Source organism: Bacillus sp. 1A, from assembly GCF_052682215.1.
On the sequence record NZ_JBQYLZ010000001.1, the window covers coordinates 1,138,027 to 1,155,329 of the forward strand.

Sequence of the window (17,303 nt, forward strand, 5' to 3'; positions counted from 1 at the left end):
GGTTATTTTTTTATTTTACTTTTTTCTTTTTGAACTTGCTTAATACTTCATAAACGATTGGTACAATAAGAAGTGTTAATAACGTTGAACTTGTTAATCCACCAATTACTGTTACACCAAGTCCTTTAGAAATTAAGCCGCTACCTTCAAATCCTAATGCAAGTGGGATAAGAGCCCCGATTGTTGCAATTGCAGTCATTAAAATAGGGCGAAGGCGTGTAGCACCAGCTTCTAATAAAGCTTCACGTGTTGATAGACCTTCATTTTCTTTATGAATAACGCGGTCGATAAGCACGATTGCGTTTGTTACAACGATACCAATTAACATAAGTGCACCAATCATTGCAGAGACACTTAACGTTTCACCAGAGATTAATAAGGCAACAAGAGCTCCGATAATTGTAAATGGTAGCGAGAATAAAATTGCGAATGGTGCAAGGGCACCGCCAAATGTAACGACAAGAACGAAGTATACAATGGCAATCGCAGCTACCATCGCTAAGCCAAGTTGCTTGAATGATTCTTCAATATCTTTTGTAACACCGCCCATAGAAACATCTACACCGGAAGGAAGATCCATTTTATCTACTTCTTTTTGAACAGCGGCAGATGCTTTTGAAACGTCATCAGATGTTAGTTTTGCACTTACTTCTGCATAAACACGGCCATCGCGGTGTTTCACTGTATTCGAAGTTTCCCCTTCTTTTACAGTCATAACATCTTTTACAGCCACTTCAGTACCAAGTGGCGTTGTAAGTTTTCGATTTGTTAAGTCATCGATTGTTTCATAATTTTGTTTTTCAGCTTCGACATATACATTGATATCTTTACCGTCTTTTTTAATTGTTGTCAGAACAGGGCGATCATGTTGATTAGAAAGTCCCATTCCGATTTGTGCAGCCGTTAGACCCATTTTACTTAGTTTTTCCTGATCTGCGACTAAAGTGTACTCTGCATACGTTTTTGCAATACTAGAGTCTATATCCTTTAAGTCTTTATTTTTCTTCATGATATTTTGAATATCTTTTACAATAGGTTTAATGTCTTCCGAGCTATCTCCGTAAACGTATAGTTTGATTTCATTACTACCGCCACTTGCTCCGAAGTCTTGGTTTTTCCATTCGCCTTTTCCAGACATCTTCTGTAAATCTTTAACGACTTGTTCTTTCTCTTTTTCGAAGTTTTTCGTGTCGTTATCATATTGTACGAAGAACATTGCTTGATTTGATTGACCAGGACTCATTGGGTTTTCGCCACCTAATGAGAATTGAATTGTTTTGACGTCTTTATTATCTTGGAAGTGCTTCTCAGCTTTCGTTGCGATTTTTTCAACGTCTTCTAACGTTTGACCTGGTTCAGGGTTGTACGTTGTAATGATCATTTTTTCTTCTTCAGACGGTAAGAAACTTACACCGATAATTGGCACAAGTGCAAGACTACCAACTAATAGAAGGACAGCAATGCTTGATGTGATGATTTTATGATTTAAAGCCCATGCAAGTATGCGTTTATACCCGTTTGCTAATTTACTTGGTTTTTCTTCATGATGTACTTCTTTTTCCCTCATGCTCTCTTTTTTAAATAAAGAGTGAGCTAACATCGGCACGATTGTAACTGCTACTAGTAACGATGCTAATAAAGCGAAGACGATAGTTAAGGCAAATGGTAAGAACATTTCACCAATCATGCCTTTTACTAGTCCAAGCGGTAAGAATACAGCAATTGTTACAATGGTAGAAGACATAATTGGAATAAACATTTCCTTCGTAGCTTCACGAATTAAATCTTTTCCGCGCAGTTTCTCTTCTGATAACGACATTCGTCGGTAAATATTTTCAATAACAACAATGGAGTCATCAACAACGCGTCCAATAGCGACTGTCATTGCTCCAAGTGTCATAATATTAAGCGTAATATCCATTTGTTTTATGACTAATACAGCAATTAATAAAGAAAGTGGTATGGAAACGACAGAGATTAATGTTGTTCGGATATTTCGTAGGAACAGCATAATAATAACAATCGCAAATATAGCACCAAAAATAGCTTTGCTCAGCATTGTTTCTACTGATTTCTCAATCGGTGCACCTTGGTCGAATGTTGAAATAATCTCTAAGTCTTTATATTTTTTCTCAAGGTCTTTTACTTTATCTTTCACTGCATTTACAACATCAACAGTATTCGCGTCAGCAGCTTTCACAATTTGAATTCCAATTGCTTCTTTTCCATTTGTTCGAGAAATAGATTCTGCTTTTCCGACTTCTTTAATGTCAGCAATTTCATCTAATGTAACTGTCGGAATCCCGTTCATAGCCGCTGGATTCATTTGCGGTGTTTGTGTACCAGCTCCAGCGTTTTGACTACCTTGACCGCTCGGTGATGAAGGTATAGCTGGGATCTTTAATTCTTTTAATGCTTTCATTGTTGTAATATTTCCATCTACAACAACTGATTTTTCTGTGTCTTTAAATGTATATAAGCCAAGTGGTAAAGATACGTCCGATCCTTTAATTACATTTTTTACAGTATCTTCACTTAAACCTAATTCTTTCATCTTATCTTTCTTGAAGACAAGTTGTACTTCATCTACTTGTTGACCTGAAATTTGAACAGATGCAACCCCATCAAGTCCTTTTAATCCGGGAACAACATTTTTTTCTACATTTTCAGTTAAGGCAGCTAAAGATTCATTTTTACTTGCTACGCTTAACGAAATAACTGGAAAGGCATTGAAGTTTACACGTGAAACTTTCGGGTCTTTTACACCTTCTGGGAGTTTCACATTTGTGAGAGCTTCTTTAATTTCTGTTTCAGCCTTTTCCATATTTTTATCAAAATCATATTCTACCTGAATAGAAGATGCGTTTTGAAAAGATGATGAACTAACAACGTTTACACCACTTAAATTTTGTAGTTGCTCTTCCATCGGTTTTGAAACTTTGTCAGCTACTTCTTCTGGTGTAGCACCAGGATAAACCGTAGTTACTGTTACAACAGGTGTTGTAATATCAGGAATTGTTTCCAGCTTCATATTCAGCCCAGAATAAATACCTGCAATGGTAACAATAATGGTTAGTAGCCAAACTGCGAACTTATTTTTTAACGAGAAATTAATGATTTTGTTCATGTTTGCGCTCCCTTTGTATTGTATTGACCAACTGGTCAGTCTAATACATAATATAACTGACTGATTGGTCAGTCGTCAATGAAAAGGGATGGTATAATAAAGTGAAACTTTAATCAGTGGGGATTTTACTGTCCTTAAATAGCGAGATATATTTATGATAAGATGCGAGATTAAATTTAGGAGAGACATGATATGAAAGAAAAAGAGCGTTTAATTATAGAGATGGCCATGAAGTTATTTGCGACTAAGGGTGTAAATGCGACATCAGTACAGGAAATTGTGACAGCTTGTGGCATATCTAAGGGTGCTTTCTATTTATACTTTAAATCGAAAGATGAGCTTTTATTAGCGACACTTCGATATTACTATGACAAGATTCAAAATAAAATGCTGGATATTGAACAAGAATCGTTATTGCCGCGTGAAAAATTTGCAAAGCAATTGCATTGCCAGTTTAACGATATACAAAAGCATAAAGAATTTATTATTATGCATGCGAGGGAAAATGCTATACCTTTTAATAAAGAAGTAGAAGAGTTTATGATGAGGATGAAGTTAGAGTCTCACGCATTTTATCGGAATAGTTTATTGTCTATTTATGGTGAAAAGGTTATGCCTTATTTATTAGATTTAGTCATTATGGTAGAAGGCATATGCCGTGGATATTTAGAACTAATCATTTTACAAGCACCGGAAATTGACTTATCTTATGTTTCTGCTTTTATTTTGAAAAGAGTAGATGATTTAGTAGGTGGATTGGTAGAATCTTCGGAAGAACCTGTGTTACATGAAGAAAAGCTTGGGGAATTTCTTTGCAAATCAGAGCTTATTAAGGAGCAGGTTAAGGAACATTTTTTAAAAGAAATTATTGTTTTTAAACGCACATTAGCTGATCAACTAGAAGATGAGGAATTGCTTGTTACGTTAGATGTTTTGGAGGCAGAAATGAAATTGCAAAATCCAAGGATCCCGGTCATTCAAGGGATGTTATCTAATTTAGAGATATATCCAAATTTAAAAGAATTTCGTTTGAGGATTATGGGGTATTACAATATAAAAAGGTAACAATGATGGTTTTCATTGTTACCTTTTTTATTATGCATTCACTTTTTCTTTTGTTTGTGTAGTCTCTTCTTGCTCAATATTGATTGTTTCTTTTACGATATAAATCGGACGGTTTTTACTCTCGTCATAAATACGAGCAATATATTGGCCAACGATTCCAAGACCAAGTAACTGAATACCGCTAAAGAATGTAATAGCAACCATAATAGATGCCCAACCTGTTTGCGTACCAGTGCCAATAATTTTTACAGTAATTGTATATAGTAAGACGATTATTGAAATAAGAACTGATAATAAGCCTAAAGTCATAACGATACGTAATGGTTTTGTTGAAAATGCAATAATGCCATCTGATGCAAATTTAATCATTTTCTTTAATGGATATTTTGTTTCACCAGCAAAACGCTCATCGCGTTCATATTCAACATATGTTTGACGGAAGCCAACCCAAGACATCATACCGCGGATGAAGCGATTTCGTTCAGTCATTTGATTGAAAACATCAGCTACTTTGCGATCGATGATTCGGAAATCACCAGTATCTTTTGGGATATCGATATCAGACATGTAGTTTAAGAATTTATAGAAATATTTAGCTGTTAAAAGTTTAAACCAAGTTTCACCTTTACGTTGTTTACGTTTCGCATAAACAACTTCATATCCTTCTTCCCATTTTGCAATAAGTTCAGGAATAACTTCAGGTGGATCTTGTAAGTCTGCATCGATAATTACAATAGCGTCACCTTTTGCAGCAGCAATACCAGCTGTAACAGCTATTTGGTGTCCAAAGTTACGTGCGAAATTAACGATTTTTGTACGGTAATCATTTGCTGCAATCTCAGATAAGATTTCCATTGTACGGTCTGTGCTACCGTCGTTTACAAAGACAAACTCGTAATTAATATCATTTTGAAGCATAACGGACTTTAAACGGTTATAACATTCCTGTGCTACTTCTTCCTCGAAGTACATAGGAACTACAACCGAAATTAATTTTTGCATGTTGTATCCTCCGTATTTTTAATAAGTTGTTCAAATTTAATTAGTAGCCTTTTCAGTTTGGTTGAATGTCCAAATTTTATTAAGGACAAAATTGATAACCATTCCGACACCAATTGCAAAAATTTGTGCAATTAACGCATTAAAGGTAAGTTTATCTACTAATATAAATAAACATAATGTATTAAAAGCAAATACAATTAAATTTACAGTTAGAAATTTAAAGAACATTGACGTGCTTTTATTATTAGGTTTAAACACCCAATTTTTATTCCAATAGTAGCTATTGGCAACACCAATTGAATAGGCAATGGTATTTGCAATAAGGTAGTTCATCCCAAATTTTAATAATATCCAAAAGCTAATAATTGTAATAAGCGTATTAAAGATTCCTACTAAACCAAACTTTAAGAGTTTCTCCATAATAGTATCCTCATCTTTATAAAATATATAAACAAAATAGGAAATGCAGAAAGATTATTCATACATAACAACTATCAATTATAGCATAGTTTATATTGAAGTGTTAATGAAATTGAGTAGATCTAATGTTTCGGTAATTTAAACTTGTGGATATTTAATTGAACGTAGTATTTCTATGTATATTTATTAATATAGTTGCTTATTCGGTTAATTAGTTACAGGGAGTTGAATATGGAAATATCAAAATGATTCATGTATAGTGATGTGTAATGAGGTTTGTACGTCATTATTGAGGATATTTGAATACTTATACAGAGTACAATGAAAATAAGAATGTTTTTGATTTTCATTGTAATTGATTAATTATAAAGTTCTTCAGTTTTATACAGTATATAATGATGTTTTTGTACCAACGTTTAAAGGAGTAGATTGTATTGGAATTATTTTTAAAAGGGTTATCGACTCTTTCTACACGGGCAGTATACATGATATATATCTTTTTTGCCTCAATATTAATTATGAATTATTTTTCAGATACGCAAAAATATAATTACACAATGATAGTAACTGGGGTCATATTTTTAAGTACAATGGGGTCCTATATACTTAGAAAGGGTTCTTTATATTTAGAAAAATTCAATGAGAAAAAATGCTTTTTTGTGTTAGTAATTATTTGCTTAGCAGTTAAATTAACGTGGGTTCTTACATACAAAATTGAGCCGTTGGTTGATTATGCTACTTTTTATTATACTGCAGAAGCATTAAGTAAAGAATTTGTTATTGATAATAATTATATTGCATTATTTCCGCATATTTTTGGTTACGCCTCATTTTTAAGTGTGTTCTTAAAAATATTTGGAGCTAGTTATATGGTAGCGCCTATTGTAAATGTTGTTTTAACTACAATATCAATGGGATTAATATATGTTATATCTAGAAAAATTGGTGGAGTTAGAACAGCAATAACAGCTAGTATTTTATGGATCGTATTGCCTTCACAAACTATTTATAACATGTTTGCATTGTCAGAGCCGTTGTATTGTACAATACTATTATTAATTTGGACAGTTATGATAAGTGTTCATGAGAAGATTCACAATATGAGTATAAAAAAATTACTTGTGTATTCGATTTTATTAGCGGCACTACTTGCCTTAATGAATATGGTACGACCAATTGCAGCTGTTCCAATTATAGCCTTAGTCATATGGTTATTTATTATTAACACGAAGCACATAGGAAATAAAAAAATATTATTACATAAGGTAGTATATGTAGGGGTTATCGTTGTTGGATATGTTATTTTTTCCTCGGCGAGCAATCAGTATATAACATTACGTTTAGGTGAAGAGATAGCATCAGCTCCAGGCTATAATATTTATGTAGGATTTAATCAGGAAGAATCCGGGAAATGGAACATGCCAGATGCAGAATTATTGTTTGAGTATAATAATAAACCAGGGTGGACCGCTGAGGATGCCCAGCAAAAAATGCTAGAAGAGGCGAAAAACAGAATATTAAGCGACAATATCGATTTTATGAAATTATTTTCAGATAAATTCTTTGTCTTTTTAAGTGAAGATAGTGCGGCAGTTTCTTACGCCGAGCCTGTACTAGATAATGTAGTAAGATATACCGTGGCATCTAATATTTTTTATTACTTCTTAATTGTGACCTCAATATTAGGTATCTTAATAATGATAAAAAATAAAACTAAATCTATTCTATTTATGATTTGTTTATATACAATAGGGTTAACAATAGCGCAGTTATTAGTAGAAGTGGCATCAAGATATCGTTATTCGGCTACAATACCTATGATAATTTTGGCTGCCTTTGGTATAAATTACGCTTACAATAAAAAAGAAAATATAGATATAAATAAAAAGGCATGAGCTCGGTATTGCAACGGGCTCATGCCTTTTTCTATTTTATTTTCATTTATTTTGATAATTAAATCCCCGTTGATTAAAGTTTCACTTTATACTTTTGAGGTCTTTCTGTTCGATATAAATCGATAGCATAAATATAGACCGTAACTTTGAAGAATTGTAAAGCTAGGAATGATGAAGTACCGGTATCTTGTTTGGTATTCGATTAAGAAATGAACAGTTACGTAACCAATTATCAATAATAAAAATAGTGTATAATGCGTGTTATTTTGCTTAGTCAATATGAGATAAAGAAGCGCTAATGTGCTAAAGAGCATAGCTGTAATGTACATATACTTTTCATATTTCGTAAGGTCATCTTTTAAAGTAATCATATCATTATCTGTGTCCCCTAGTGTCAGTAAACTCCATAATGGAGCGGAGTCGTAATCTGCCCACATGAGTGTGAACTTATCACCAAATAAAGATAAAACTTTTTGTGGATCAGCCAGTCGCTCTTGAATCAGCTTCTTTTCAGCAGCTTTGCGTTCTTCACCGATTTCAAGGGACATAATATATTCTGCATCCGCTGCAGAATAGCCACCCTTTGTTTCGTGGTTAAACCCTACTGTGAATTTCCAGAGAGGGTCACGGTTAGATAGTGGATATTGTGTAATTCCAGCAGATATAAATGAATAACTTATAATGTAATGTACAAGGTAAAATACGACGAAAATTCCACAAAGTTTTTTAATGGAAGTGAAAATATCTTGTTTTGATTTCCCTAATATACCTTGTAAAAAGACATAAATGGTTACTGCAATTAGGATGATAGCACCAAGCGGGCGCATGATATCCCCTAAAGAAAGCGAAACCCCTATAAAAATCCACATATATTTATGGCTTAGGCCTTTTGTAATTAATAAATAAAACCCAAGATAAAATAAGAATGTAGCCAGATGTTGATTTGTTAGGACTGAGCTTAATACGATGCTTGGGATATATATTGCATATAGTAAACCAGCCACACGTCCGGACCACTCATTAAATATGTGAGAAGTTATTTTGTAAACGAGTAATGTTGTTCCTGTGCAATATAATACGTTTAAGAACTTTAGAAGGAAGGTTCCTTCACCAAATAAATTAATAATAAAAGCTTGGTACATTGTAAATCCAAGTTGATAAACCCATGAAGTATAATATGTGCTTTGGGCAAAACTAAAATCTCCTTTAGTTGCTTGCACGGCTCCATTGTACATCATAGCAAAATCCGATTCGACAGGAGTTTGGATATTAAGAACCCAGATTAATCGAATAGAGAAAGCTAAAATAATAAGTGAAATAGTGAATATTAGTTTTGACATATATTTGTTGGAAATATAGCCGATTAATAAAAATAGAAGACCAATTAGAATAATAATTGGGACTATAATAAGTAAACGAGTTTGGGATTGTCCTCTAACTATGTATACGGATTGCCATGTAATAGCTGCAGAAATCATGAGACATAGCACTAACAAGGATTTTACACAAAATGTATTGAGTTTTAGAAAAAATGGACTTTGCATTATAATTAAAAACTCCTTATTGAATTTTATTGCTATTTTAAGGGGAAATCCTTTTACACACTAAGTGTGTAAAAGGATGATTTCAGGTGATTAAGAATTTTCTTGGGCCCATTTTTCTACATCCCAAGTTTTTGTTATCCAATCTTCATAAAAGTCTGGTTCGTGACATACAAGAAGAATTGTTCCTTTGTATGCTTTCATCGCTTTTTTTAGCTCATCTTTTGCTGTAACATCAAGGTGGTTTGTTGGCTCATCAAAGAGTAGCCAGTTACTTTCTTCGCCCATTAGTTTACATAAACGAACTTTTGCTTGTTCGCCACCGCTTAATTGATTCAGTGGACGAGAGATATGTTCGTTTTTTAAACCGCATTTCGCTAACATTGCACGTACTTGATGTTGGTCTAAGCTAGGGAATGTATTCCAAACATCATCAATTGGTGTTATATTATCAGCTTTTACTTCTTGCTCGAAGTATGATGGGTTTAAGAAGTCACCAAGACTTGTTTTTCCGCTTAATGGTTTAATTTTACCTAAAATCGTTTTTAATAGTGTTGACTTACCGACACCATTACATCCAACGATTGCAATTTTTTCACCACGTTCGATTGTCATCGTTAATTTTGGTAATAACGGATGTGTATATCCAATCTCTACATTTTCTCCTTCAAAGACGAATCGGCTACTTGCGCGACTCTCTTTAAATGAGAATTCAGGTTTAATTGCTGTTTCAGGACGATCGATACGTTCCATACGATCGAGTTGTTTTTGACGACTCTTTGCACGACCTGTCGTTGAGTAGCGCGCTTTATTTTTCGCAATAAAATCTTCTTGTTTTTTAATAAACTCTTTTTGTTTTTCGTAAGCATTAATATGCTGATTTTTATTAATTTCCGCTAGTTCTAGGAATTTTTCATATGTCGCTGTATAACGCGTCATTTTTGTAAACTCTAGATGGAAAATAACATCGACACATTTATTCATAAATTCCGTATCATGGGAAATTAATAGGAATGCATGTGGATATTCTTTTAAATAATTTGTTAACCAATGAATATGTTCAACGTCTAAATAGTTGGTAGGCTCATCTAATAGTAGTACTTCTGGTTGTTCAAGTAGTAACTTTGCAAGTAATACTTTTGTACGTTGTCCACCACTTAACGCCGCAACATCACGATCTAGGCCAATTGCGTCAATTCCAAGACCACGTGCTGCTTCTTCAATTTTCATATCTAATAAATAGAAGCCACCTGCTTCAAGGGCATCTTGAATTTCCGCCATTTGCTCAAGAAGCTCCTCTAATTCTTCTGGTGTAGCAGTTCCCATTTTTTCTGTAACTTCATTTAAAGCTTTTTCTTTTTCAAATAAAGGTAAAAACGCATCTGCTAATACGTCACGGATCGTGCGACCAGGTGTTAAAATGGTATGTTGGTCTAAGTAACCGTAATTTGTACCAGGCGTCCATTCTACACGACCTTCGTCATGGATAAGCTGACCAGTAATTATATTCATAAATGTTGATTTACCAACACCGTTTGCTCCAACTAATCCAACGTGTTCCCCTGCAAGTAAGCGCATAGATACATCTTTAAATAATGTACGATCACCAAATGTATGACCTAATTTTTCAACAGTTAATAAGCTCATAATGTCCTCCGTTCATTTCTAAATAGTGTCTTGAATCATGATACTAAATTCTTTGATATAATGCTATCATTTCAAAAATGTATATTTTTGAAAATAGATTTTTGTATTATTCTGGAAGAAAATAAGGGCATTCTGTCTAAAACTCCATATCTATGAGGGGTTAAAAGAAATAATTTTACATACGAATAATAATAGTAAATAAAAAGTCGCTTTCTTTCTCATACATTCGAGAAAGAAAGCGACTTTTATCCCGCATTAACACGCTGTAAAATTTCCGCTGATTAAAGTTTCACTTTATGCTATGTTTTTGCCGAGTTTTTTATTTATAAACTCTAAAAGTAACCTACGTATTTGTGGATCAATGGCAAGGCCGATAATGCCATACAATATACCAGTAAGTGTTAAAGCTACTAGTGGTGGTAAGTTAATTAATATTGTACGGTATAGAACGTAACTAATTATAAATGCGAGACTATTAAATATAATTCCTTTAAATAATAGTTCGAAACCTTTACGGACAAATAAAGTAAATCCAATTAATAAAGTAACTTCAGTAAGGATAGCCGCTACAGCAGCTCCCATCATTCCAAATTTGCTACCTAAGATGATGTAACTTATGATGGCAACAGCCAATCCAATTCCCATTACTGTCGCACGCTTCCACTGTTGTCCAATTGTTGTTAAGTTATCAGCAAGTGGATAGTTGATAGATTGTAAAATGACCATAAAGGCTAAAATTGCAAGTGCACCACCAGCTGGTGCATAGTCTTCACCCAATAAAGTTACAATCCAAAAACTCGGATCAGCAATAAATGGGATAGAAATTCCCATTCCTAAGAATGACATAAGTTTTAATTCGAACTGTGATAGTTTTTTATGTTCATCAATATTCTTTTCATTTCCGAAGGCAAACAATTTTGGATAAAAGGCTGCTGCAATTACACCAGGTATTTGATAAAGTACGGCAGGTATTTTATAGGCAGCCCCAAAGAATCCAACTTGCTCATGTGTTGAAACTTTTTCTAATATAATAGGACCTAACTGCGGTAAAAGCATAATGATAATGCCATTGATTGTGAAAATAAGCAGTTGATCTAAAATTCCTTTGTCCCAGCCTTTATGAACCTTTGTATGGCGGAGTACCATTAAGAAGGCGATAATCCCTGTTACAAGACTGGATATCCCGTACATAGCAGCGACCATCATAAGTGACCATTTAAACGACATTCCTATTAGAAGCGCAGCAGCTGCTGTTATGCCTTGCAGTACAGAAATAATTGCTGTAAATTGCATACGTTCTGTTACTTGGAAATAAGCCATTCCAACGCCCTGTAAAGTTGCTCCAAACATTGTCGGTAGTACAACCCAATATACCATGGCACGTAAGTAGGGATCCGTATAGAAGAACTGAGCAAAAATAGCGAAGAGTACAGAAATTACGACAGCTAATACGAAACGAATACGTAAATAACTACTGATTAATACGCTAATGTTAGCACCGCTTCTTGTTCCTTCACGCATAAACGTATGTGTCAAGCCTGCATCTGTAAAATAACAAATGACAGCGGAAACTGCTAATGCAACTGTAAACATCCCATACTCATCTGGTGAAACATATCTTGCAAAGAGAATCGTCGCAATAGCAAGTACAAATCGAACAGTAATATTTCCTACAAAGAGGTAGGAGGCATTTTTAAGGATATTGTTTGTTTTCATGGAAGAAGACCTTTCTATTCGTCGGGACATACTTGTCCTATTTATAAATTTAATTTGTTTATGGAAAGAATGTTTAAAAGCATATTCTTTTATTTAAGAAAATAAAAATTTGATGCGTACAAACCAAAGCATCGCATATAACTTTTTGCTTCGTTTTCCATTTTTTGAATAGATTTTGCGACAATATTTCTTTATATCGCTTTTAATTAATTGAACCTTTGATTTATCTAATTTAGGGTGTCCTTTAATATATATACAAGCATTGTTAATGACTGTATATGGGAATAGATAAGTTTCAAGGATTTCAATCAGTTCTGTAGAATCATTTGTGATTAAGTCTTTTGATTTATTATGAATCCAATCTTTCATTCGATTAAATACTTCTAATTCTTTTGTTGTTTTTAATTCATAATCTTTATAATTTGAAGAAAGATTTCCTCCTGATAGGATTCGATAATACGTTAAATATTCATCCACATAACATACATTTGTTACACTCATTAATTTAAAAAGAAATTCTAAGTCTTCTCCCCAGCTACATCCTGGTGTAAAACGAATGTTATGATTCATCACGATTGATTTTTTGAAAATCCAAGTACTTGTTTGGGCAAAAACTTGATGTGTTAAGAACGCCTTTGTCATATTCCCTTTTACAAAGTTTGTCGTGTTTTCAACTTTTTCACCAGTTTCTTCGTAAAAGTTCATATATCCACAATAGCAGGCATTCATATTGTTTTTGTGCATGCTTTCCATTTGCTTTTCAATTTTTGTTGAATGCCATAAATCATCACTATCAAGAAAAGAAATATATTCTCCATTTGCATTTTCAATTCCTGTATTACGAGCAACGGAAACGCCTTGATTTTCTTGTAAAATATATTTTATTTGTTCAGGGTATTTTTTCTTGAAATTTTTCACGATAGAAGATGATTGATCTTTACTTCCATCATCAACAATTACAATTTCAATATTTTTATATGTTTGATTCAGTATTGATTCCATCGTCTCTTCAATGTATTTTTCCGCATTATACAGCGGGACAATAACGGAAACGAGTTGAGTTTGTTCCATCATATAATTATTATCTCCTCAAATTTTTTATGTTGTACACTATATAGGCCTTTTGCAAGGAAGAAGATTACAAGAACATCTGTATAAGTTTACCGCATATAAACTTTGTAAATCAACACTATGTATTTTATAAAAAAACCTTCCTTTTTGATTTGTAAAAAGGAAGGTAAATCAGTTATTACATATTCCAAGGTTTACTTAATGTTAATACTTCAGCCATTTCTTTGCTTTTTAAACGTCCTTTTTTTCTATTTTCTGCACGCTCTGAACCAGTTGTGTGTAGCCAATGTTCTTCTTCCGTTTCAGGTAGTACTTGTGGAACAGATGAAGGTTTTCCATCTTTTAACGCAACGAATGTAATGAAACATGTTGCAGCTATTCTCCGTTCGCCTGCTAATAAATTCTCTGCAATTACTTTTACGAACACTTCCATTGAAGATTTTCCTGTATAACATACGAATGCTTCGTAACAAACAGAATCTGATTGGTGAATTGGAGTTAAGAAATCAACAGAATCGATAGATGCCGTTACACAATGTTTACGGCTATGTCTTGCAGCTGCAATTGAAGCGATACTATCAATTTCTGCTAATAATTTCCCTCCGAAAAGTGTTTGATGATTATTTAAATCATTCGGAAAAACACGTGTAGTTTTAATTGCTTTGGATTCTCGCATGAATTTCTTTTCCATATGGTCAGCCCCTATTTTCTGTTTTCAATCAGAATGACATGTATTGTAAATGGAGTACAAAAGTATTAAAAATCTATAGATATTTAATGAAGTAAACAATTCCAGAAGAGGGTTTGCAAAACTTCTGTATTTGTATTCATTTAACTGAAAGAAAATTTATCATATATAAAATGTAGTGTAAAAGAGGATTCGCTTACATTGCAAGTGAAAAAATTAGGACCCTGTATTTGTCATAGAAATTCCCTATCAGCTGTGTGCCTATTCATGATAGAATCGTTTTGTTATGAATGGAAATAGAGGTGCAATGGACATATGAATCATATACAAACAAATTTTTCGTCTTTTTTTAGTAAAATAATGATTGGTGCGATGCTCGCATTTTTTGTTTATAGTTGTTGGTCAGCGTTTGAAACAAGTAAACAATTTTTTGGCGACAGTACAACAAGTGTATCAATCGTATTAGTTATTTTTGTTATTCTCATGCTGTTAGTGGCATCGATTTTACAGTATCGTTTTACAGATAAACAATTTCTTGTTTTTCTTATAAGTACAGCTATAATTGTGAGACTTAGCATGGTTCTATTTGTAGACGTTCCGATAACCGGTGATATGAAAGCAATTTTTGAGTCTGCAAAGCAGATTGCAATTGGTAATAACGTAGAGAACATAGCGCAGTTACCTTTTATTATTTATGAATCAATTATTATTCGTGTATTTGGTGATACAGTATTTGCATTGCAGTTATTTAATATTTTATTTTGCACAGGGACTGCATTTTTCATTTATCGCATTGCAGCAATCGTTTTTGGAGAGGAATGCGGCCGTATTGCGTCTGTATTTTATGCTTTATATATTCCGAATATATTTATGAGTTCCTTATTAACACCGGAATCACTCGCAATATTTTTATTTTATTTGGCTTGCTACATACTTTTATATAAAGGTTTAGATCATCCTTATATGTGGGTACTTTCAGCAATTTTATTTGCATGCAGTAATATGATTTTTCCAATGGGATTATTCCTTCCTATTTTTATTGCTGTATATGTGTTGCTAATTGAAATCTTTCAATCAGCAATGAAGCAAAAAGTACTATTAAAGATGATAGGGATACTTATTCTATTTTATAGTGCTCATTTTGGTGTGAGTTATGGAATTCAGACAATGGGAATGTCACAATATACAATTTCAAATGAGACGTATGTTCAATCAGTTTTAATTGGAAAAGGTAAAAATGAGGAAAAAATAACAAAGAATCAAAGCGTAACAGAGCATATTGATCAAAGGCTAAAAGAGATTGAAGAAGAAAGATTTAAACTTTTAAAGCCGGTAATTAATCAATTCTCAGGTGAGGGCATACATTCTATTCTATTTAAATGTGAAAAACTTATATATATAGCGGTAACATTATTTATGTCTATAGCTTTATTACACTTTCTTATTAAGAAACAACAAAACGAAGGATATATGTTGTTCTTATTGTTAATTAGTGGATACGTATTGTTAAGACTCTTCCAAGTAGATATGACATATTACAACCTTATAGTGCCAGCTTTGTTTATTTTGCAAAGCTTTGGTGTTTATATGAGTTATGTGTATTGTCAAAAAATATTCTTCAGAAAATAAAAAGAATCCAGTTTGGATTCTTTTTTTATGGATGGGAGATGAAGACTAAGAGTCAGCAGAGATGAAAAAATTCTACTGACATAAGCTTTATCCTATCGCTTCAGTTCTAGCTGTAAACTATCAGCTGTTAGAGCCATTTTTGAGGAATCGTCTTGAATTCCTTTCATTACTTGTGAAATGGTTTCTAACTCATTTTCAATTTTTTTATTTTGTTCTTTCGAGTTAGACATGTCTTTTACGATTTCTTGGAAGTATTGATCTGTTGCAGACATACTATCCGTTCCTTCAGATACGAGAGAGCTAATTTGTTTCACTGAAGAAGAGACACGAATAATTTGTTCATTTGTTTTTTCAACGAGCTTTGTAACATTGAATATAGATTCTTTCGTTTGCTCTGATAACTTTCGAATTTCTCCAGCTACAACAGAAAACCCTTTGCCGAATTCCCCAGCACGCGCAGATTCAATTGCAGCGTTTAGTGCGAGTAAATTTGTTTGCTCTGCAATTGATTTTACAATATCTATAATCTCGTTAATTTTGTTAGAAATATCGAGAAGTTCATGAGTATCTGTAATAATCGTTTCCATGTTTGTTTGAATGTATTCCATTCGTTTATTCTGCTGATTTAATTGTTCTTTCCCTTTATTCGCTTTTTCTTCTGATGTTGTAGCTAATGATGTACCTGTTTTGGCAATTTCTACAATTGTTTCAGATTTAGCGGTTAACTGTTGAATAGAAGCGCTCGTTTTTTCAGATACAGATGCTAGTTCTGTTGCAATATGCGTAATGGTCATAGCTGTTATTTCTTTTTCTTTTTCAAGTTCTTTTTGCATTCTTTCATATTCAGATTCATAAGCCGCAATAACGAGTTCTTGTTCAAGAGTAAACAATTTATTTATTACGTTCATGGAATAAGAAAAATCGTCAATTGTTGTAATTTTCGTTTTTAAAATCTTCATGATAGAGCGGAATAATTCTTGATAAGCAGCTGTATACCACTTTCTATGTAACCCAATTTGTACATGCCTTTTTGCAATTCTAACGCGTTGTTCAATAAAATTTTCATGCATATCTCCGCTGAATAATTCTTTTATATGCGTTTTTAAAGTTTGCTTTAATTTTGGAATAGAGCTATAACGTTCAATAATAGTAATTAAATTAGGTTGTTTTGTAATATTGGCATAGAATTTTTCCGTAATCCAATCAATTTCTTCATAAATAAAGGGCTGTAGTACCTTTACGATTTGTAAATCTTCTTTTGAAATATGTAGCATATCCATTTGAATCTGCAGTTCAGAATTAGTAGGCACGTTAAAAGTGATTTTTTGATCCTTACTTAATTCAAGTATACTGGCGTTTGTTTTATTTGTATGTTTTTTAAAAACTCCAAGCATCGTTTTTCCCCCCTGTGTATAAAGCGTTTTCATTTTTTGATTCTAATATAATTATATATTTTTATATGCAATTACTCTATATTAGTGTGTAGAATAGTATATAAATTA

The 17,303-nt window shown here is 33.0% G+C and carries 12 protein-coding genes and 1 pseudogene; 3 read left to right on the plus strand and 10 right to left on the minus strand.

What is annotated here, in order from left to right; translation table 11 throughout:
* Positions 1-10 precede the first annotated feature (10 nt).
* Positions 11-3,127, minus strand: a complete 3,117-nt coding sequence (locus ACUN0F_RS05750; RefSeq protein WP_046955468.1) for an efflux RND transporter permease subunit — start codon at positions 3,125-3,127, stop codon at positions 11-13.
* A gap of 192 nt (positions 3,128-3,319) precedes the next feature.
* Between ACUN0F_RS05750 and ACUN0F_RS05755 the strand changes: the two genes are divergently transcribed.
* Positions 3,320-4,192, plus strand: a complete 873-nt coding sequence (locus ACUN0F_RS05755) for a TetR/AcrR family transcriptional regulator (RefSeq protein WP_000659601.1) — start codon at positions 3,320-3,322, stop codon at positions 4,190-4,192.
* Positions 4,193-4,222: 30 nt separating this feature from the next.
* On the opposite strand, the gene ACUN0F_RS05760 is transcribed toward ACUN0F_RS05755, so the two are convergent.
* Together ACUN0F_RS05760 and ACUN0F_RS05765 are read right to left on the minus strand one after the other, a co-directional pair.
* Positions 4,223-5,194: a glycosyltransferase family 2 protein gene (locus tag ACUN0F_RS05760; protein WP_001170707.1), complete on the minus strand. Its 972-nt coding sequence runs from the start codon at positions 5,192-5,194 to the stop codon at positions 4,223-4,225.
* Positions 5,195-5,230: 36 nt separating this feature from the next.
* Entirely contained in the window at positions 5,231-5,614 is a 384-nt protein-coding gene (locus ACUN0F_RS05765) for a GtrA family protein (RefSeq protein ID WP_000413287.1), read from the minus strand.
* Between the two features lie 434 nt (positions 5,615-6,048).
* Here ACUN0F_RS05765 and ACUN0F_RS05770 point away from each other — a divergent pair, with 434 nt between their 5' ends.
* On the plus strand, positions 6,049-7,509 hold the full coding sequence (locus tag ACUN0F_RS05770) for a glycosyltransferase family 39 protein (protein ID WP_445539240.1): 1,461 nt from the start codon (positions 6,049-6,051) through the stop codon (positions 7,507-7,509).
* Between the two features lie 86 nt (positions 7,510-7,595).
* Here the strand turns inward: ACUN0F_RS05770 and ACUN0F_RS05775 are convergent, their stop codons facing one another.
* From ACUN0F_RS05775 to ACUN0F_RS05795, 5 genes are all read right to left on the minus strand, one after another.
* A complete protein-coding gene (locus ACUN0F_RS05775) occupies positions 7,596-9,053 on the minus strand; it encodes a glycosyltransferase family 39 protein (protein WP_327972645.1) in 1,458 nt (485 codons plus the stop codon).
* Between the two features lie 90 nt (positions 9,054-9,143).
* Entirely contained in the window at positions 9,144-10,697 is a 1,554-nt protein-coding gene (locus tag ACUN0F_RS05780; protein WP_000055398.1) for an ABC-F family ATP-binding cassette domain-containing protein, read from the minus strand.
* 294 nt (positions 10,698-10,991) lie between these two features.
* Positions 10,992-12,413, minus strand: coding sequence for a flippase (locus ACUN0F_RS05785; protein WP_264461403.1), 1,422 nt, complete (start codon positions 12,411-12,413; stop codon positions 10,992-10,994).
* Between the two features lie 93 nt (positions 12,414-12,506).
* Positions 12,507-13,487 carry a glycosyltransferase family 2 protein gene (locus ACUN0F_RS05790; RefSeq protein WP_264461402.1) on the minus strand — a complete coding sequence of 327 codons (981 nt, stop codon included), beginning with the start codon at positions 13,485-13,487 and terminating at the stop codon, positions 12,507-12,509.
* Between the two features lie 175 nt (positions 13,488-13,662).
* Positions 13,663-14,175 carry an acyl-CoA thioesterase gene (locus ACUN0F_RS05795; RefSeq protein WP_000412136.1) on the minus strand — a complete coding sequence of 171 codons (513 nt, stop codon included), beginning with the start codon at positions 14,173-14,175 and terminating at the stop codon, positions 13,663-13,665.
* A 312-nt stretch (positions 14,176-14,487) separates the two neighbouring features.
* On the opposite strand from ACUN0F_RS05795, the gene ACUN0F_RS05800 reads away from it, so the two are divergent.
* On the plus strand, positions 14,488-15,801 hold the full coding sequence (locus ACUN0F_RS05800) for an ArnT family glycosyltransferase (protein ID WP_001015654.1): 1,314 nt from the start codon (positions 14,488-14,490) through the stop codon (positions 15,799-15,801).
* Between the two features lie 92 nt (positions 15,802-15,893).
* Here the strand turns inward: ACUN0F_RS05800 and ACUN0F_RS05805 are convergent, their stop codons facing one another.
* Together ACUN0F_RS05805 and ACUN0F_RS05810 are read right to left on the minus strand one after the other, a co-directional pair.
* The gene (locus ACUN0F_RS05805) at positions 15,894-16,709 is read right to left on the minus strand and encodes a methyl-accepting chemotaxis protein (RefSeq protein WP_445540806.1); all 816 of its coding nucleotides are present in this window, start codon (positions 16,707-16,709) and stop codon (positions 15,894-15,896) included.
* Positions 16,698-17,228: pseudogene (locus ACUN0F_RS05810) on the minus strand (protoglobin family protein); the annotation flags it as partial. The pseudogene ACUN0F_RS05810 and the gene ACUN0F_RS05805, both read right to left, overlap by 12 nt.
* Positions 17,229-17,303 lie beyond the last annotated feature (75 nt).